The sequence below is a fragment of the Minwuia thermotolerans genome, assembly GCF_002924445.1.
Taxonomy (GTDB): domain Bacteria; phylum Pseudomonadota; class Alphaproteobacteria; order Minwuiales; family Minwuiaceae; genus Minwuia; species Minwuia thermotolerans.
Genome location: NZ_PIGG01000028.1, coordinates 1 through 17,960 on the forward strand (window position 1 = coordinate 1; position 17,960 = coordinate 17,960).

A 17,960-nucleotide genomic window follows, 5' to 3' on the forward strand; every position below is an offset into this window, starting at 1 on the left:
CCGTCGCCGCCCGCGCGGATGGAGTTGTCCCTTCGCATCGCCGGGGCGCCGTCAGTCAGCCATTGCGTCCGCGCTGGCCGGCGGCGCAGCCCGATAGACGCTGACGCCGTTGCCTTCCTTCGTGCGGGTCACCTCGATGCCACGCTTGCGGAAGCCGGTCAGCACCGCCCGGACGCTGTGCGGCTGCCAGCCGGTGAACTGCACCATCTCGTCGATATCGGCGCCTTCGTCCCGCTGCAGCAGGTCGAGGAGCTGCGCCTGCCGCGTGCCCGGCCGGAAGAGCGGCTTCGGGGCGTCGTGGTTGTCACCCGCGTTCGCATTCGCGGTCGCCGCCTGCGGTGCCGCGTTCTCGTCGTCCCGGTCGCCGGCCTCAGTTGCGGCCGTTCCCACCGCTGCACGGCCGGCCTCGGTGAGTATCCAGACGTCATCCGCCGAGTGCTCGGCCAGGCCGCGGCGCTCCAGGGCCTGCAGCGTGGCAGTGAGTGCGCCGCCCTTCAGCGGCATGTCCTGCGGGAGCGGCAGCACCGAACCGTCGGCACGTTCCGCCGCATTGGCGAGGATGGCGGTCTGCTTGTCATTGAGCTTCGTCATGGTCGGTCTCCCTGGCTTCGTTCCGCGCCGGCCCGACGCCGGCGCTGTCACCAGGAAAAGCCCGGGCCGCGATGCGGAGGCCGGGCCGGGGCCGGCCGCGCATGTCCACGCCGCCGGTCCCGACAGCATGCATGCTTCCTTGCGGCCCGAAGTCCAATGCAATCCGATATATTCATGTCAATCAATTGGTCGCAGGTTCGATCCCTGCCGCCGAAGCCAAAATCTCTCAATAAAATCCGAGATATAGGTAGTAGATCGCTTCAAGCCCCCCTCGTCTTTTGACCTGAATCGCCTCGGGGTCGCCACCGCCAGCACGATTCAACGCTTCACGACATTGCGCAAGGCGAAGGCAGCGGCCTCGGGCGACTTCACTGCCGGACAGCCGATTTCCATTTGAATTTCCGAGCGTTTGCCGAAATCCTGAAAATCTCGCCCCGGGGAGCCGAGTGCAGGGAGCAGCATGTCTGAAGTCATGGAAGCCCTCAGAGGCAGCGCCGATCCGTTGGAAAACGATCTCGCCCGAGTCTACGATCATTGGCAAGAGGTCAAGCGAAGCCAAGGCCAACGCGCGAGCCTCGGGTATGAACCCCGGGACATAAGGGCGAAAGGCCCGGAAGAGATGATTTCCAGCCGGGTCTTGAACGCCTCCGCCGGGTTCGAGGAGATTGACCCGGATCAAAGCTACGAAGCCTTGGTGCTCAAATACCCGGATCGGTTCACCCCTGACGTGATCGCCGCCGCACAGGAGCGGTTGAAGCTTGGTGCGACCAAGGTGAATCAGTTCCAGCGGCAGGATATTCAGTTCTTCGTCAAATCCAGCGCAATTGACCTATTCGGAGAGCACGGTGTTCGGTCCGCAGCCGAAAGCTGGGTCGGTCGGGACGCAGCCCTGCCCGAGCTTCGCAAAGAGAACAGCTATGCCGACGAGATTCTGTCCAAGGGCTTCCGGGGCCTCGTATGGCTGCATGAACAGGGGAAGGACGGCGAGCGCGGGCGAGGCTTGACGGCCGTGGTCGAGTTCGGCCCCATGCAGCCGGATCGTCGCGCCCGGGTGCTTGACGCCGTGTTCTTCGCGCGCCCCGTTGGGAAGGAACTCTTGGCGGCGCACAAGTATGACGGGACTTTCATTTCCAGTGTCGGAGCGAGCCGCCACAGCCGGATTTGGCCGATCTCGGATAGCGACGTGGACTTGCTTTTGTCCGCCGTTCGGGAGAAGGCCCACAAGATCGCGGAATATGAGAACCAGAGCCCGGACCCGCACGAACCCCTGAACCTCGAGAAGATCGAAGACGCCACCGCCCTTCGCCAAGTGGTCCTGCGTCGATACCAGAGCGCGTTCCGGCAGGCCCTTTTGAGCAAGCGCCCAAACTGCTGCGCGATCACCGGCACGAGCGAGCTTTCGGTTCTGGAAGCCGCCCACATCATCCCCTATGCGGAACGGTTTGCCGACCGTGACAGGCCCGAGAATGGTCTTCTATTGAGAAGAGACATTCACAAACTCTTTGATGCGCACCTGATTTCGATCAACCCCGAGACCAAGAAAATTGAGGTTTCAGACCACATTGAATCTCCGGATTATCAGAGCCTTCGCGGCAAGACCGTTTCCGATGAAGTCTCCCCCAAGAGCCTCGGCTTTCATTTCGAAAACTTCCGAAAACGGCAGCTTGTCCCCCATCAGCGCCCTTGGGCCTTTTTGATGTGATTGCCTGACGGAGGATTTCTGGCTCATCGTAACCGCCGAGGAGTAGAGATGAGACAGAAATCCGGTAAGCCAAGAGCCACGGTCGACCAGGCCGTGAAGGACATCCGCCGCAAGACCCGCAAGCACCATTCAGCCGAGGAAAAGATCCGTCGTCTTGGAGGGCCTGCGCAGCGAGGAGAGCATCGCCGGGTTGTGCCGCCGGGAAGGCATCGGCGGCGTGGCGCCCTCGGGCCTGCCGAGGCTTCAGTGCATCACCGGGTGCGTTGGGTCGGGCGACGCTAGGCGGCGGCTTTCGGGGCCACGTCCTCCATGAACCGGGCCATGCGCTCGCGCATCGCCCCCGGCGCAGGCGCCGAGAAGTTGATCATCAGGTGGCTGAACCCCGCCGCCGCCATACGGGCGACGTCCTCGGCGACCGTGTCCGCGGATCCGGTCATGATCATGCGCTCGCCGTCGGCGTTCTTCACCTCGCCGCCGATGCGACAAGGATAGACCCAGTAGGCGAGGGTGATGGTCGCGGGGTCGCGCCCGGCCGCCTCGGCAAGGCCCTTTAGACGCGCCAGCCGCGTCGCGATGCGCGCGTGGGTATCCATGGGCAGGCGCTGGTTGGTGCCGATGGGGAACCAGCCGTCGCCGTAGCTCACGACGCGGCGCAGCGCCGGAGCGCTCTCGCCGCCAATCCACAGCGGCGGGTGCGGCTTCTGCACCGGCAGGGGCAGAGTCGAGACATCGCCGAAGCGCACGTAGCGACCGTCGTAGCGGGCGATCTCGTTGGTCCAGACGGTGCGAAAGACGTCGAGGTACTCGTTGGTAACCGCGCCGCGCTCATCGTAGGGATCGGCCTGCAGCGCCTCAAACTCCTCGCGCATCCAGCCAGTGCCGCAGCCCACGGTCAATCGCCCGCGGGACAGATTGTCGATGGAGGCGAGCATCTTCGCCGCGAGCAGCGCCGGACGGTGTGGGATCACCAGCACAGACGTCGCTAGCCGGAGCGTGCTAGTGCAGCCGGCGAGGAAGGCGGCAAGGGTGAGCGTGTCCATCCAGGCGCCCGCGCCGCTCTCGCCGGAATCGGGAAAGCGGCCGTCCGCGGCGTACGCGTAGGTCGATTCGATGCGCCACGGCATCACCAGGTGGTCGGGCACCATGGCGTGGGTGAACCCCAGTCGCTCGCCGGCCTGCGCGGTCTCGGCCAGCGCCTCGGGCTCGGCCATCGGCCCGCGCGGGATCAGGGGAAACCCGTACTGCATGACTCTCCTCCTCGGTTCGGGCGACGATCAAGCCGCGCGCGCGGCGACGTCGTCCATGAAGGTGGTCATACGCTCGCGGCAGCCCTCGGGCGTGCGTGCAGCGAGGTTGACCATCAGGTGGCGAAAGCCGGCTTCCTGCAGACGGCCGATGTCCTCGGCGATGGTCTCGGGCGAGCCGGTCATCACCTTGCGCTCGCCATCGTCGGTCATGATCTCCTGGCCCGGGCGGTACTCCTGGGTCCAGTAGATCAGCGTCAGTTCGGCCGGGTCGCGGCCGGCCGCGTCGGCCGTCTCGCGTAGGCGGGTAAGACGGGCGGCGATGCGCGCGTGGGTGTCCATCGGGAAGCGCGGGTTGCTCGCCATCGGGCACCAGCCGTCGCCGTGCCTGACCGCCCGCCGCAGCGCCGGCGCGCTCTCGCCGCCGATCCACAGCGGCGGGTGCGGCTTCTGCACCGGCAGTGGCAGGGTGGAGACGTCGCGGAAGCGGACGTAACGGCCCGCGTAGCTGGCGACCTCATTGGTCCAGACCGTGCGGAAGACGTCAAGATACTCGTCGGTGACGGTGCCGCGCGCCTCATAGGGCGGCGCCTGCAGGGCCTCGAACTCCTCCTGCATCCAGCCGGCGCCGCAGCCGACCGTCACCCGTCCCTGCGAGAGGTTGTCGATGGTGGCGATGATCTTCGCGGTCAGGAGCGCCGGCCGGTAGGGGACGATCATCACCGACGTCGCCAGCCGCAGCCGACTGGTGCAGGCGGCGAGGAAGGCGATAATCATCAGCGTGTCCATCCACTCGCCGGCGCGGCTGCGGGCGTTGACCGGGAACTCGCCGTCGGCCGCATAGGGATAGTTGGGCGTGATCGACGTTGGAATCACCAGGTGGTCGGGGATCAGCACGTGGCTGAACCCGAGCCGTTCGCCCTCCTGCGCCATCGCCGCCGCCGCTGCCGGTTCCGCTAGCGGCCCACGCGTGAACAAAGGAAATCCGTATTCCATGTCTGCCTCCCCGGGCCGAGTTACGTTGCGTCGCGGCGCCTAGAAGAGCGCGATCGGGTTGACCGGCGAGCCCGTGGTGTTCTTCAGCGGTAGCGGCGCCACCGTCATGTGGAACGCCCAGCGCTCACGCCGCCGGCAGTGCTCGGCGAGATCCTCGAGCCAGGCGTTGTCGAGCAGCCAGAGCCCCATGGCGACGATGCCGACTGCGTGGATCGGCATCGGGATGCCGTCGAAGCCTGACGGCATCACGTCTTGGGCTACGTCGGAGCTCAGGACGGCGATCCCGTGCTCGTGCAGCCAGGGCAAACAGGCGGCATGCAGGCCGGCCGCGCCGCCCTGCGCCGGCGCCACGGGACCGTGCCGCGCCCGGCGCGCGTCGCGGCCGGTGCGGATCAGCAGGATGTCCCCCTCGCCGACCTCGACACCCGCCTGCGCCGCACAGGCGTCCAAGTCGGCGGGCAGGATCGCCTCGCCCGGCTCCAGCCAGTCACGGTCCTGCGACCACGGCATGTCAAGGAGCACGCCGCGCGAGATGATGCCGTCGCGCGCCCACTCGATGCTGCCGTCAGCGCCGCCGCGCGAGGTGGTGATGCCGCTCGCGGGCCGGCCGTTGTACATCCTGCCGTCCCAGAACAGGTGCGAGAGGCTATCGAGGTGGGTTGTCGAGAAGCCGTGGAACTCCAGGCCGATCCAGTCGGAGGCGAAGCCCATGCCGCGCGCCGGGGCGCTCTCGCCGCTCTGGCGCATGAAGTGGAGCAGCGGGTCGGGGTTCTCGACGTCGCGCTTGGGCGACAGCGTGCGCGAGCAGGAGACGATGTCGCCGTCGCGCACCAGCGCCGCCGCAGCCCTGCGGCGATCGGGGGTAATCAGGTTCAGGGTGCCCTTCTGGTCGTCCTTGCCCCATCGGCCCCAGTTGCTGAGACGCTCGAAATAGCCGAGCACTTCCTGCTCGGTCGGCGCGGCCGCGCCCTCGCTCGTTGTGGATGCCATCGCTTGGGCCCTCCCCGTGTGACAGGTTGCCGGCTCACTCGCACGCTGGCGGCTGCCCGTCGTCGACGTAGGCGGTGACGGCGTTCGACGTCCACCGGCCCATCTCCTCGACAACGGCCACCGCGCGCTCGACGTCGCGCTCACGGCAGGCGGCCATGAGGCGGTCGTCGATGTCGTTCCAAAAGTCCACGCCGGCGCGGAAGAAGTCCGAGATCCGGACGTAGCGGAACACGTTCTTGCGGCACATGTGGACGGTCTTGACCAAGCGCTGCCAGCCGGACGCCTCGACCATCGTGTTGTGGAACGCGCAGTGCGTCTCGTACCACTCGAGCGGATCATGTTTAGTCCGCGTCAGGGTCTCGAGCAGGGCCGCCATGTGCTCAAGGTCATCGCGCGTCAGAAGGGCGACGCCACGTCGCACAGCGACCATCTCCAGGCTGATGATCATCGCATAGAGCTCCTGGATGTCCTCGCCGGAGAGCTCGGTGACCACCGCGCTGCGGTGAGATCGCAGCGCCACCAGCCCTTCCGCGGCCAGCTCGCGCAGCGCTGTCCGAATCGGCCCCCGGCTGGTGCGATAGGTCTCGGCCAAGCTCTCTTGCCACAGCGCCTGACCGGGCCTGAGGACGCCGCGAGAGATGTCCTCCCGCAGCCGATCGGTGACCCATTCGGTGACCGTGAGCGGCGGCGAGATCTCGGCGCGGTTCATCGTGCCGGGCGCGGCTTGCGACATTTGGCAGCTCCATTTCGTCTTGACGGTACGCGATCTGAAATTGGCTTCATTCGCCGAACCTTCCAACCGCCAAGTCCCTGAGGGTGCGCTTCTCGACCTTGCCGAGGAAGTTCTCCGGCAGCTCGTCCACGCTCGCGACGTGCGCGGGGACCTTATAGTCGGCGAGAAAGCGGCGGCAATGCTCGATGACGGCCGCCTCGGCGGGCGCCGCGTCGCCCTGTGGAACGATGAAGGCGACGATCCTCTCCTCGCGGAACTCGTCGGGGATGCCGACGACAGCCACTTCCTGGACGCCAGTGATTTCCATGATGACCCGCTCGACCTCGGCGGCGGCGACGTTGAAGCCCGAGCGCTTGATCATGTCCTTCTTGCGCTCAAGGAACCACAGATAGCCTTCCTCGTCGACCGAGCCGACGTCCCCGGTGTTCAGCCATCCGCCCGCATAGAGCGTCGCTGTCGCATCCGGATCGTCATAGTAGCCCGGGGTCAGGCCGTGCGGCGAGTACGACTGCAGCAGGATTTCGCCGGGCTGGCCGGCGCCGAGATGGTTGCGCTCGTCGTCGGCGATCGCCAAGCGGACGCCGGGCACCGGCGGGCCCGCGCTGCCCGCCTTCCACAGCGCATCCACCGGGCAAATCGTCGCCGCCCCGAGGGACTCGGTCTGTCCGTACAACTCGACGAGCGTCACCCCACCGAAGCGGTCGGAGAAGGTCTGCCGGCGCTCCAGGTCGAGCGGCAGGGCAAACTGGGCACGGTACATCCGGTGGTTGCGATCGCCCGCCGTCACGGGGTGCTCAAGGATCATCTTCACGTGCGTGGAGTTGAGCGCCGTGAAGGTGATCGCGTGCTCGGCCAGCATTTCGCCGAAGCGGCTGGCCGAGAAGCGGTCGAGCATGACCATAGTGGCGCCGCGGAGGATAATGGGTCCCAGAATCACGACGCTGCCGTTGTTGTGATAGAGAGGGAAGAAATGCAGCACTCGCTCGTTGCGGCTGTATTGTAGGCCGTTGGCCCCGTTCAGCGCGCCAGCATACAGGTTGCCGTGCGTGTACATCACCCCCTTGGGGCGGCCCGTGGTCCCGGAGGTGTACATGATCATCGCCAGGTCGCCGGTGTCCGGGAACGGCGTGGTCAGCCGGTCGGACTCGTCGCTCAGCATGCGGTTGAAGGCCGCCGCGCCCATGTCCATCCGGCCGCAGTCGACGGCGATACACCGAGGCCGGTTGGGACTGGCGGCGGCGAGATCCTCGACCATCTCGCGTGAGGGCGCGTCATGAATCACGGCGGCGCACCCCCCGTGGGCGATCTGGTAGGCGATCTCATCGGCCTTGTTAAGGGTGCTGCAGGTGACCTCGACCGCGCCCAGGCGTTGGATACCGAACTTGGCAATGACGTGCTCTGGGCAGTTGGGCAGGTAGATCATGACGTTCTGGCCTGGCTCCACACCCCGTCGCGCCAGCCCATTGGCGACCTGGCAGACCGCACGCCCGAAGCCCGCCCATGTGACGCGCAGGTCGCCGTACTCGATGAATGACTTTTCGCCAAAGGCTTCGCGGTTGTGCTCGATCGCGCGAACTAGGCTGCGCTGGCCGACCATGTCCCACATTGTATCTCGCTCTCTCCCCGCTCTGACTTTGTTGCACGGTCTCAGTCAGCGAGCGCGCCCGTCTCGCCCAGATAAGCCTTCTGAACGTCGTCGGCGATCTTCTCGCTCTTGCCTTCCAGCACGACCTGGCCGCCGCGCAGCACATAGGCGCGCGCCGACACCTTCAGCGCCAGGCGCGTGTTTTGTTCGGCGAGCAGCACCGCAGCGTCGACCTCGCGCGCCAACCGGCGCAAGGTGTTGGCCATCTCCTGGACCAGGACCGGCGACAGGCCGAGAGAGGGTTCGTCCAGAAGCAACACCTCTGGCGCCGACATCAGGGCGCGGCCGATCGCCAGCATCTGCTGCTGACCGCCGCTCAGCTCCTCGGCCCATTGGCGGCGCTTCTCGTGCAGCGCCGGGAAGGTGTTGAAGACGCCGTCCATCTGGCGCGCCGCCTCCCGCTTAGACAAGCGAGTACCGCCCACGACCAGGTTCTCTTCGACCGTCAGACCGGCGAAGCAGCGGCGGCCCTGGGGGACGTGCGCTATGCCGAGCTTCGCAAGTTGCCAGGAAGACAGGGATGCCGTGTCGCGCCCAAAGAAGCTTGTCTTGCCCTCCGCCGGCGGGTGGAGGCCGGAAAGCACGCGCAGCAGCGTCGTCTTGCCGGCACCATTGGGGCCAACGACCGTCACCAGCTCGCCTCGCCCGACCTGGAGGTCAACGCCCCTGATCGCCGGGATCACCCCGTAGCGCGCGTGCAGGCCCTGGATCTCCAGGGCAAGTTCACTCGACGGCATGGCCAAGATACACCTCGATGACTCGGTCATGGGACATCACCTCGTCAGACGTACCCTCGAACAGCTTGCGGCCGGCTTCCATCACCAGCACCCGGTCGGCGAGCGGCATCAGGAACGGCATGTCGTGGTCGACGACAGCGACGGTGACTCCCTGGTCGCGAATGTTTCGGATCAGCGCCGCCAGACTGCGCGCGGCCTCGTCGCCGAGGCCCGCAGCTGGCTCGTCGAGCAGGAGCAGCTTCGGCACCGTCGCCAAGGCGACGGCGATGCCGAGATTGCGCTGCAGGCCGTACGGCAGGGTGCCGGCCTCGTAATCCGGCACCTCAGCAAGGCCGCATTCCTCAAGGATGCGATCGACCTCGTGGAAGCCGCGGCGGCCGACAGCGTGGATCGAGACCTCGACGTTCTCGCGTACGGTCAATCCGGCGAACGACATCGCCTGCTGGAAGGTCCGTGCCATCCCTCCGCGCACAAGGCGGTGGGGAGCGACGCCGTCGACGCGCCGTCCCTCGAACGCGATCCGCCCCGCGCTCGGCCGCAAGAAGCCGGACAGCAGGTTGAATAGTGTCGTCTTACCCGATCCGTTCGGCCCGATGACGGCGAGGATCTCGTCGCGGCGAATTTCCACGTCCAGGTCGGCGACCGCGGCGACACCGGCGAAATGCTTGGTGAGGCCGCTGGCTTCCAGCATTGCGGTCATGGCGCCCTCCGCATTCCGTTCAGTCGCTCATACCAGCGCTTGGCGAGGTTCTGGCCGGCGACCAGGACGCCCTTCGGCGCCAGTAGGATGATGGCAATGAAGATGGCGCCAAGCGCGATCTCGTTCTGCGTCGGCGAGAAGCCGAGCACCTCGGGCATGCAGATGACGACGAGGACCCCGACCAGTGGCCCGAGCGGGAAATGGACGCTGCCGATGAGCAACATCAGGATCAGCTCGATGGCGGTGTTGATACCGAACTGGTGCGGGTTAACGTAATGGCCATAGTAAGCCCAGCAGGTTCCGGCGACGCCAGCGAACAGGCCGCTGAACATAAACGCGGCGACCTTGTCACGTGTGGTGTTGACGCCAGCGGCCCGCGCCAATTCCTCATTCTCGCGCAGCGCTGCCAACCGGCGCCCGAACGGCAGCCGCCTGAGCACGGCGACAACGACGATGGCGACGACCAGAAGCGCCAGGGTGAAATAATACCACTCTTCCCGGCTTCCGAGGGTGATCGGGCCCAAGGGCTCGGGCGAGCTGGTGATCACCAGGCCGGTGTCGCCATTCGTCAGCCCGCGCCAGTTGACCGCTACCAGGCGGACGATCTCGGCGAAGGCGAAGCTCGCGATCAGAAAGTAGTGGCCCTTGACCCTGAGCGAGGGGTAGCCCAGCAGGCCGGCGACGATTGCGGCAACGACCATCGCCGCGGGCATGCTGGCCCAGAAGGACCAGCCCCATTCCAGCGTCACCAGTGCCGCCGTGTAGGCGCCGATGCCCCAAAGGGCGCCGTGGGCGACCGAGAGCTGGCCCGCGGCCGAGTACAGGAAGGCGAGGCCGTAGACGAGGATGCCGTAGATGCAGACGAGCACGGCGATGTGCACGGCGCGGCCGGCGCCGGCGATCTCCGGGAACAGCAGCGCGAACAGCAAAACCATGCCGTAGAAGGCTGGCGTGACCAGGGACAAGCGCCGGAGAGGCCCGCGCTTCGTCACGGTGGTGTCGGTTGTCGCCGCGGGCGTCATCAGTAGGGCGCGTCCGTTCCGCGCAGAAAGCCCTGTGGCCGCACCAACAGGATGAAGATCATCAGTCCGAAGGCGACCACGTCTGTCCAGGCGGAGAAGCCGAATCCGGCGATCATCGCTTCGGTAACGCCAAGCACCAGTGCCGCCAACACCGCGCCGGTGACATTGCCGAGGCCGCCGACGAGGGCCACGGCGAAGCCCTTGATGACAAATTGCGAGCCGAGGAACGGCGTGATCGGGAAGAGTCCGGCGACGAGGACGCCGGCGGTCGCCGCGAGCATGCCGCCGAGCACGAAGGTCATGGTGATCATGCGCGGCACGTTGATCGACATCAAGCCGGCGGTTTCACGGTCGACGGCGGCTGCCCGCAGGCCGATGCCGAAGCGGGTACGCGTCAGCAGGAAGTACAAGATCGCGAAGATCGTCGCCGTCACCCCGATTACGAAGATACGCTGCCCCGATAGTCGCAGCTCGCCCACCTGCAGGACCGATCCGACGACCGGCTCGAGGTGCTGCGGGGAGACGCCCCACAGCTCAAGCAGGAGGTTCTGGATGATCAGGATCAACCCGAGTGAGACGAGGAAGCCGTTGATCGGCGACTGGAGCGTGAACTGGTAGAGGCCCCGCTCGATGCCGAAGGCAATGACGCCGACGGCGACCACCGCGGCGAGAAGCCCGATCAGGAACATCGCCCCGCCCTGGGGCGCCGCGAACAAGGCCACGTAGGCGCCGACCATCATGACTTCGCCGTGGGCAAAGTTGACCATTTGCGTCAGGCCAAACACTAGCGTGATGCCGACGGCCACCAGCATGTAAATGCTGGCCATGCTTAGGCCGTTGAACAGCTGCTGCAGAAAGGTCCAAAGGTCCATCCGCACTCCCCACTCTTCTCGGCCCGCGTGGGCACCGCCGTCGGGCGATCCACAACGCTGCCGGGCCCGGCAGCGGCGCTATGGGTGGCTGCCGGGCGCTTCCCCCGCTGATTGTCCTGTCTACGCCTCAACGAGCCGGAACTCGGGCAGCGTGATCTCTTGGGTGACGTCGTTGAAGACGACCTCGACCGGCTTGTCGACCGCGAGGTCGGCCTCGGTTACGTTCTCGTTCATCAGACGCCCGACGAGATGTACCTGCGGGTAGTCGTCAAGGGCAACGATCAGGACCGTCATCGGCAGATCCGTGAACCCCGGGTGGAACGCCTTGTAGAGGGTGCTCCAAGCATAAATGCGCCCGCGCCCGATCGTCTCCACCCACTCGAACTCCATCGAACGACAGTCCGGACACATCAGGCGCGGGAAATGACGCACCTTCTTGCAGTCACTGCAGCGCTGCACCACGAGCTTGTGCGCCTTCGCCGCGTCCCAGAACCCCTGATCCCATTCAAACGGCGTCGGTAAGGGAGGCAGGTTGCGCCCGTCCGCTTGCACTTCGGTTGTCATCAGTTCGTCGCTCCCAGGATCAGGGCGCTGGTCGGTACTGGCAGGCCGGCAGTCACCAGGCAAGTCTCGGCGCCGGGCACCTGCGAGGTCGACTGGCCGCGCATCTGGCGGACGCCCTCGAGGATGTGGTTGACGCCGTGCATGTACGCTTCCGAGAGATGGCCGCCACTTGTGTTAGTGGGGATGGCGCCGTCGAGCCGCAGGTTGCCGTCGGCGATGAACGGGCCGCTCTCGCCCTTCTCGCAGAAGCCGTAGCCCTCGAGTTGCAGGAGCACCGTCGGGGTGAAGCAATCGTAAAGCTGGGCCACGTCGATGTCCTTCGGCCCCATGCCGGCAGAACCGTAGAGCTGCTTGGCTGCGGTCTCGCCGGCATTGTCGAGGATGTTCTCGCGGCCGACGAACGAGTGTAGCGGCCCCTGCACCTCGTGCAGGTTCGCCTGCGTCGCCGCCTTGACGTAGACCGGCTTCTGCTTGAGGTCACGCGCCCGCTCCGGGGTGGTGATCACGATGGCGACGGCGCCGTCGGTCTGCAGGCAGAGGTCAAACTTGCGCAGCGGGGACGAGATCAGCGGCTCGTCGAGATAGTCCTCAAGCGTCAGCTCGCGCCCATGCATCTGCGCGTTAGGATTGCGGTTGGCGTACTCGCGCGCGGTGACGGCGATGCCGCCAAGCTGCTCAACGGTGGTGCCATACTCGTGCATGTGGCGTCGGCCGATCAGAGCATAGAGCTGCGACGGCGCCGTGAAGCCGTGCGGCACGAGGAAATTGTCGTAGTTGGGATCCTGGCCCTGGAGGAGCTTGTAGGTGTCGCTCGTACCGGGCCGCCGTTGCGAGCGTCCGTTCAGGGTCCGGTAGGCGACCACGTAGTTGGCCTGGCCGGTGGCGACGGCCATCGCCGCGTGCCCGACCAAGGCGCAGGCCGGCCCGCCTCCGAAATCGAGCACGCCGGCGTAGCGGACGCTGCCGAGGCCGAGGTTGTGGGCGACCCACGCGTCGGAGACGCCGTGCTGCGAGGCGCCATAACGGATCAGGCCGTCGATCTCGTCCATCTCGACGCCCGCCTCCTCGACCGCGGCGCTAATCGCCTCCAGCGCCAGGCGGAGCTCGCTGCGCCCTGAACTGCGCGAAAACTCGGTCTGACCGATGCCGACGATTGCGGCGCGGTCCTTGATGGATTCCGTCATCTGCATACTCCTTTCGAGCGGCGGTGCGACCCGGGCTCAGGGATTGATGTGGATGATCTCCGGATTGGCCTTGCTATCGGCGACGTAGCAGAAGTCCAGGCCGTAGTAGGCGCGGTTCTTCTCGTCGATGCCGATCGGGCCGGCCACGCCTTGGTACTCGATCTGCTGCATCGCCTTGATTACCTTGTCGGTGTCCGTGAAGGTCCCCGCCTTCTCGATCGCCGCCGCCAGCAGGAAGTAGAAGTCGTAGTTCCACATCACGGCGTAGAGGTTGTCGGGATCCTTCTCGCCGACGAACGCCTTGTACTCCTCGGCGAGCTGGCGGGCCTCCGGCGTGCTGGGATTGTCGAGATTGGCCCCGGCAAGGATGTTCGCGGCGAACGGGCGCGTGAAACCCGCCTTCTGCACGTTGCGGCAGCTCACCGCGTAGCTGAACAGTCGCGGCGCCGCGTCGATCTCCTCGTTGGTCCGCGCCGCTAGGACCACCGGCTCGATGTCCCAGCCGGTGAACAGGAGGTCCGGCTTCGTCGCGCGGATGCGCGTGAGCGAGGCCGACAGGTCAGTCGCGCCCTCGGGGTAGACCTCGACCGCTGCAATCTCGAAGCCCTGCGCCTTGAAGCCTTCCTGCATCGGCTCGAGAAGCTCCTCGGTGGTGGCTTCCTGGCGCAGCAGGAAGGCGACGCTCTTGGCATCGGGGAAAATTTGCCGTGCGCCCTTGGCAGTCAGGCCCACGCGCACCGGGACCGGCGGAATGGTGATGACCATATGCTTGGTCTGGTCGATCTGCGCCGCCGCCGACGAGCTCGACGTAAAGTAGATGACACCATTTGCCTCAGACAGCTGGAGTACCACCGGTGCCAGTCGGCCAATGGCGCCGAACAGGAAGTTGACGCCGACGTCGCTGATCAGTTCCACCGCCGCAGCCGAGGCTTGGCGCTCGTCGGTGCGGCTGTCGCGGACTACCAACTCCAGGTCGTACTGCTTGCCGTCGACGGTCACGCCGCCAGCCTCGTTGATCTTTTTGATCGCCAGGCGGCTGCCGTTGTAGTTTGGAATGCCGTAGGCGGCGTAGCCGCCGGCGCGTTCGGCGATGAAGCCCAGCTTGATGGTGTCCTGCGCCGCGGCGGCGCCCCCGAAACCCGCGGCAAGCGCGAGCGCCAGAAATCCACTGGCCAAATAGCCCCTGCGCATTTGCTACCTCCTATTCTCGACGTCGTTCATCATTTTGCCCGGCTCCACCAGGTCGACGACGCCAACCTCCTGAAACTCGCGAATACGGCCCGGTGCCAGCCGAAGGACGTCGCGAAGCACCTCCTCGGTATGCGCGCCCCGGCTGGGGGCGGGGGCCGCCTTCGCCGTCTCGCCGTTGTAGAGTAGAGGCCCCCCGACCAGCGAGATTGTTCCCGCGGTAGGGTGATCGACCTCTTGGAAAATGCCGCGCTGGCGCGCCCGGGCGTCCTGGGCGACTTCCGCCGGCTCCATGACCCGGCCCGCAGTTAGGCCGTGGCTGCGCAGGACGTCGACGGCATCCTGGGCGGAATCGAACGTCGCCAGCCAGTTCTCGATCAGTGGGATGAGTTCGTCGCGACGTCCGCTGCGCAAGTCGTCGGTCGCGTAGGCTGGATCGTCGGCCAAGTCCTGGCGATCCATAGCCCGGGCGAGCCGCGGCCAATGGCCCTGCGGACCGGCACCGTAGGCAGAGATGGTGACGTACTCGCGGCGCGCCCGGAACACGCCGTGCGGAAACACGCTGCGATGGTACATGCCCTGGCGTTCGGGCCGGAAGGCGCCGTTCGTCGCTGCCACCATCGGCATCATCAATAGGTCAGTCCAGATGAAGGCATCCAAGATCGAGATGTCGATCATGATGCCTTCGGAGTTGCCAAGGCCGCGCGCGCTTAACGCTGCAAGAACGCCGAGTGCGGCCTGCGTCGCGCCAACGGCGTCAGCTGGCGCACCGATGCCCAGCAACGGACCCCGGTCGGGCTCGCCAAGAAAGTGGCTGAGGCCGCTTTCCGCTTGAGCGATGACATCGCCAGACGCAGCGTTGGAGCGCTCATCAGTCATGCCGTAGCCCGTTACGTACGCAGCGATGATGCCTGGCCGCAACTCCTGAATTCGGGGCCAGTCCACCGCAATCCGCTCCAGAAAGTGCGGGCGGAAATTAGAGATGAAGACGTCGCTTTCACGAATCAGGTCGTGCAGAAGTTCAACACCCTCAGGTTGCTTTAGGTCGATCGCAACGCTGCGCTTGTGCTGATTGCAATGTTCGAAGAGTGCGCTCGTTTCGCGGCCGATTGGCATCAGCGTGCGGGCAACATCACCACCGCCGGGGGCTTCGATCTTGATTACATCCGCTCCCAGGTCAGCAAGATAGCGCCCGGCCAGCGGCCCTGCTCCAAGATGGGTTAAATCGACAACGCGCACACCTTTTAGCATTTGGTGTGTCAACGATTTCCTCCCCCGTTCAAATCGCTCAGCCATGCTAGCGTTTGGATCCTGGATCCAAGATCACTATAACGGTAAGGCGACGTAAGGTCAAACGGTGAGGCGACGTAAGGTCAGAGGCGTCGGCCGGCTCGCTGGTGTTTTCGGTAACGTTGCCCTTGCAAGTAGCCGGCGTTGCTCCCACGCCTCGTCCGAGAGCGACCTCAAGTGGTGAACCGCGTACGTTGAAATGAATAGCCCCGAGTTTTCTAGACGCCCTCGGTTCTCATGTGCTGCTGCCGTTCGAAGTCGACGGGTGACAGCATCCCGTTCCTCACGTGCTTGCGCTTCGGGTTGTAAAACATCTCGATGTAGTCGAACACATCCCGCCGGGCTTCGGCGCGGGTCTTGTAGGTCCGACGTCGTATCCGCTCGCGCTTGAGCAGATTGAAGAAGCTCTCGGCGACCGCGTTGTCGTGACAGTTCCCGCGCCGGCTCATCGAGTGCTCCAGATTGTGAGCCTTCAGGAATGACGCCCAGTCCATGCTGGTGAACTGGGAGCCCTGATCCGAATGGATCAGCACCTTGTTCCTGGGCTTGCGGCGCCATACGGCCATCAGCAGAGCTTGTAGTACGACGTCTGTCGTCTGACGGCTCTGCATCGACCAGCCGACGATCCGGCGTGAGTAGAGGTCGATCACGACGGCCAGATAGGCAAAGCCTTCCAGCGTCCTGATGTAGGTGATGTCTGTCGCCCAGATCCGGTCAGGTGTGTCCACGTCAAACTGCCGGTCCAGCGTATTGTCGACCATCACGGACGGCTTGCCCCCATGGCTGCCGGGCCGGCGCTTGTAGCCGATCTGGGCCCGGATGCCCGCCAGCCTGGCCAGACGGGCAACGCGGTTCGGGCAGCACGTCTCTCCCTGGTCCAGAAGATCATCATGGAGCTTGCGGTAGCCATAGACCTTGCCGCTCTCCTTCCAGGCCTTGCGGATCAGCTCGATCTGGCGGGAATCTTCCCGGGCCCGTTTGCTCAGCGGATTCTTCAGCCAGGCATAGAACCCGCTGGGATGGATGCGCAGGCAGCGGCACATCGCCCGCACCGAGAATAACGGGCGATGTGCCGCGACGAACGCGTATCTCATTTTGCATCCCGGGCGAAATACGCGGTGGCTTTTATGGGATGGCCCGCCCCTCCCGCTGGCGCCGAGCTATGGTGCCGGTGTGATTGAGAGGAAGGAGCAGACCGATGACCATCGTCACTCTTGGGATCGACCTGGGCAAGAACCTGAACAGCGTGGTGGGCCTGGACGCCGAGGGGCAGGTTGTTCTGCGTCGACGGGTCAGGCGGGCGACCCTCGTCGAACTCGCGGACAGGCTTTTACCCTGTACCGTCGCTATGGAGGCGTGCTGCGGTGCGCATCATGTCGGCCGTCTCTTTGCCACGAAGGGGCACGAGGTCCGGCTGATGTCGCCCGAGTATGTCCGTCCGTACGTGCGTGCGCAAAAGAACGACGACAACGATGCGGCGGGGATCGCCGAGGCGGCAACGCGGCCGACCATGCGCTTTGTCGAGTTGAAGAGCCAGGACCGGCTCGACCTGCAGACTCTGCATCGGGTCCGCTCTCGTCTCGTCGCAGCGCGCAAGGCGCTCGTGAACCAGCTTCGGGCGATCCTGCTCGAGCGTGGCTACACCTTCCGGCTGGGGCGCAAGGTTCTTGAACGGGAGATCGATCCGTTCCTCGCTGAGCCACCTTCGGAGCTTTCGACGCGCATCCTGACGCTTGTCGGAGACATGCGGGCCGAGTGGCAATCACTCGATGAGCGGATCGATGCCTTGAACCACGATCTGGCCGAGCATGTTCGTACCGACGAGGCGGCGAGCCGGCTGACCTCGATACCCGGCATCGGCATCCTTGGGGCAACCGCGCTGGTTGCGGCTGTCGGAGACGGTGAGGCGTTCCGTCGGGCGCGCGACATGCCCGCCTGGCTCGGCCTCGTGCCGAAGCAGATGACGACCGGCGGCAAGCCGCGACTGCTCGGCATCACCAAGCGTGGGAACACCTATCTCCGCATGCTGCTCATCCATGGTGCACGTGCGGCGCTACCGAGCCTCTCCAAGCAAGCGACCCCCTTGGGCGCGTGGCTTCGAGGCCTTCTGTCTCGAGCACACCGCAACGTGGTCATTGTCGCGCTGGCCGCCAAGCTCGCCCGTATCGCCTGGGCAAGCCTACGACGCGGAATCAGCTTCGAGCGTGGATGGGGACAGGCCGTAGCGGCCTGAAGCAAAGGATCTGCTGCGACACCCGAAACGGGAGCTGCAGCCAGGCGAGGTTGGCGGAAGGAGGCTGATGGCCGGAAGGGTCGAACACCCGCGTCCCTGGAAACCTGGTTCAAAAAACGGCGCCTCGACGCCGGGGCTTTTATGAGGACCAGGACGCGCGGATCTCCATCATGGCGAAGACCGACGTGTCGTTACGCCGGATACGTTTGTGCACGACCGAACAAAGCCTGACGCAACCGACTTGCCAACGGGGCGGGCCATACGTTTTT

17 protein-coding genes and 2 pseudogenes are annotated in these 17,960 nt (G+C 65.5%); 3 read left to right on the forward strand and 16 right to left on the reverse strand.

The genetic code is table 11. The features are described from left to right. Positions 1-51 precede the first annotated feature (51 nt). Together CWC60_RS07775 and CWC60_RS23540 are read right to left on the reverse strand one after the other, a co-directional pair. Positions 52-591: a DUF3489 domain-containing protein gene (locus tag CWC60_RS07775; protein WP_164516427.1), complete on the reverse strand. Its 540-nt coding sequence runs from the start codon at positions 589-591 to the stop codon at positions 52-54. A gap of 318 nt (positions 592-909) precedes the next feature. Continuing rightward, positions 910-1,065, reverse strand: a complete 156-nt coding sequence (locus tag CWC60_RS23540; RefSeq protein ID WP_164516428.1) for a hypothetical protein — start codon at positions 1,063-1,065, stop codon at positions 910-912. Here CWC60_RS23540 and CWC60_RS07780 point away from each other — a divergent pair. Together CWC60_RS07780 and CWC60_RS07785 are read left to right on the forward strand one after the other, a co-directional pair. Continuing rightward, positions 1,052-2,293 (forward strand): HNH endonuclease, encoded by a 1,242-nt coding sequence (locus tag CWC60_RS07780; protein ID WP_109793437.1) that lies wholly within the window; start codon positions 1,052-1,054, stop codon positions 2,291-2,293. The two genes, CWC60_RS23540 and CWC60_RS07780, sit on opposite strands and share 14 nt — an antisense overlap. 48 nt (positions 2,294-2,341) lie before the next feature. After that, positions 2,342-2,504, forward strand: a pseudogene (locus CWC60_RS07785) (transposase); the annotation flags it as partial. A gap of 67 nt (positions 2,505-2,571) precedes the next feature. Here CWC60_RS07785 and CWC60_RS07790 read toward each other — a convergent pair. The 14 genes and pseudogenes from CWC60_RS07790 to CWC60_RS07855 form a co-directional block, all read right to left on the reverse strand. Then, entirely contained in the window at positions 2,572-3,540 is a 969-nt protein-coding gene (locus CWC60_RS07790) for an LLM class F420-dependent oxidoreductase (RefSeq protein WP_109793438.1), read from the reverse strand. A 27-nt stretch (positions 3,541-3,567) separates the two neighbouring features. Beyond that, on the reverse strand, positions 3,568-4,533 hold the full coding sequence (locus tag CWC60_RS07795) for an LLM class F420-dependent oxidoreductase (protein WP_109793439.1): 966 nt from the start codon (positions 4,531-4,533) through the stop codon (positions 3,568-3,570). 39 nt (positions 4,534-4,572) lie between these two features. Next, complete coding sequence (locus CWC60_RS07800; protein WP_109793440.1) at positions 4,573-5,523, reverse strand: cyclase family protein; 951 nt, start codon at positions 5,521-5,523, stop codon at positions 4,573-4,575. A 34-nt stretch (positions 5,524-5,557) separates the two neighbouring features. After that, positions 5,558-6,256: a GntR family transcriptional regulator gene (locus CWC60_RS07805; protein WP_109793441.1), complete on the reverse strand. Its 699-nt coding sequence runs from the start codon at positions 6,254-6,256 to the stop codon at positions 5,558-5,560. A 46-nt stretch (positions 6,257-6,302) separates the two neighbouring features. After that, the gene (locus tag CWC60_RS07810) at positions 6,303-7,862 is read right to left on the reverse strand and encodes a class I adenylate-forming enzyme family protein (RefSeq protein WP_109793442.1); all 1,560 of its coding nucleotides are present in this window, start codon (positions 7,860-7,862) and stop codon (positions 6,303-6,305) included. A 41-nt stretch (positions 7,863-7,903) separates the two neighbouring features. Next, on the reverse strand, positions 7,904-8,638 hold the full coding sequence (locus CWC60_RS07815) for an ABC transporter ATP-binding protein (protein ID WP_109793443.1): 735 nt from the start codon (positions 8,636-8,638) through the stop codon (positions 7,904-7,906). Next, a complete protein-coding gene (locus CWC60_RS07820; protein ID WP_109793451.1) occupies positions 8,625-9,338 on the reverse strand; it encodes an ABC transporter ATP-binding protein in 714 nt (237 codons plus the stop codon). Before CWC60_RS07820 ends, CWC60_RS07815 begins: the two co-directional genes overlap by 14 nt. Beyond that, a complete protein-coding gene (locus CWC60_RS07825; protein ID WP_109793444.1) occupies positions 9,335-10,360 on the reverse strand; it encodes a branched-chain amino acid ABC transporter permease in 1,026 nt (341 codons plus the stop codon). The genes CWC60_RS07820 and CWC60_RS07825 overlap by 4 nt, the downstream gene beginning before the upstream one ends. Next, a complete protein-coding gene (locus CWC60_RS07830; protein ID WP_109793445.1) occupies positions 10,360-11,232 on the reverse strand; it encodes a branched-chain amino acid ABC transporter permease in 873 nt (290 codons plus the stop codon). The genes CWC60_RS07825 and CWC60_RS07830 overlap by 1 nt, the downstream gene beginning before the upstream one ends. Positions 11,233-11,352: 120 nt before the next feature. Continuing rightward, complete coding sequence (locus tag CWC60_RS07835; protein ID WP_109793446.1) at positions 11,353-11,796, reverse strand: Zn-ribbon domain-containing OB-fold protein; 444 nt, start codon at positions 11,794-11,796, stop codon at positions 11,353-11,355. Beyond that, positions 11,796-12,980 carry a thiolase C-terminal domain-containing protein gene (locus CWC60_RS07840; RefSeq protein WP_206419827.1) on the reverse strand — a complete coding sequence of 395 codons (1,185 nt, stop codon included), beginning with the start codon at positions 12,978-12,980 and terminating at the stop codon, positions 11,796-11,798. The genes CWC60_RS07835 and CWC60_RS07840 overlap by 1 nt, the downstream gene beginning before the upstream one ends. A gap of 36 nt (positions 12,981-13,016) precedes the next feature. Then, on the reverse strand, positions 13,017-14,171 hold the full coding sequence (locus tag CWC60_RS07845) for an ABC transporter substrate-binding protein (protein WP_109793448.1): 1,155 nt from the start codon (positions 14,169-14,171) through the stop codon (positions 13,017-13,019). A gap of 3 nt (positions 14,172-14,174) precedes the next feature. Continuing rightward, positions 14,175-15,464 (reverse strand): CaiB/BaiF CoA transferase family protein, encoded by a 1,290-nt coding sequence (locus CWC60_RS07850; RefSeq protein ID WP_109793449.1) that lies wholly within the window; start codon positions 15,462-15,464, stop codon positions 14,175-14,177. Positions 15,465-15,676: 212 nt separating this feature from the next. After that, positions 15,677-16,585, reverse strand: a pseudogene (locus CWC60_RS07855) (IS3 family transposase); the annotation flags it as partial. 71 nt (positions 16,586-16,656) lie between these two features. Between CWC60_RS07855 and CWC60_RS07860 the strand changes: the two are divergent. Beyond that, positions 16,657-17,691 carry an IS110 family RNA-guided transposase gene (locus tag CWC60_RS07860; protein WP_109793450.1) on the forward strand — a complete coding sequence of 345 codons (1,035 nt, stop codon included), beginning with the start codon at positions 16,657-16,659 and terminating at the stop codon, positions 17,689-17,691. Positions 17,692-17,960: the final 269 nt, after the last annotated feature.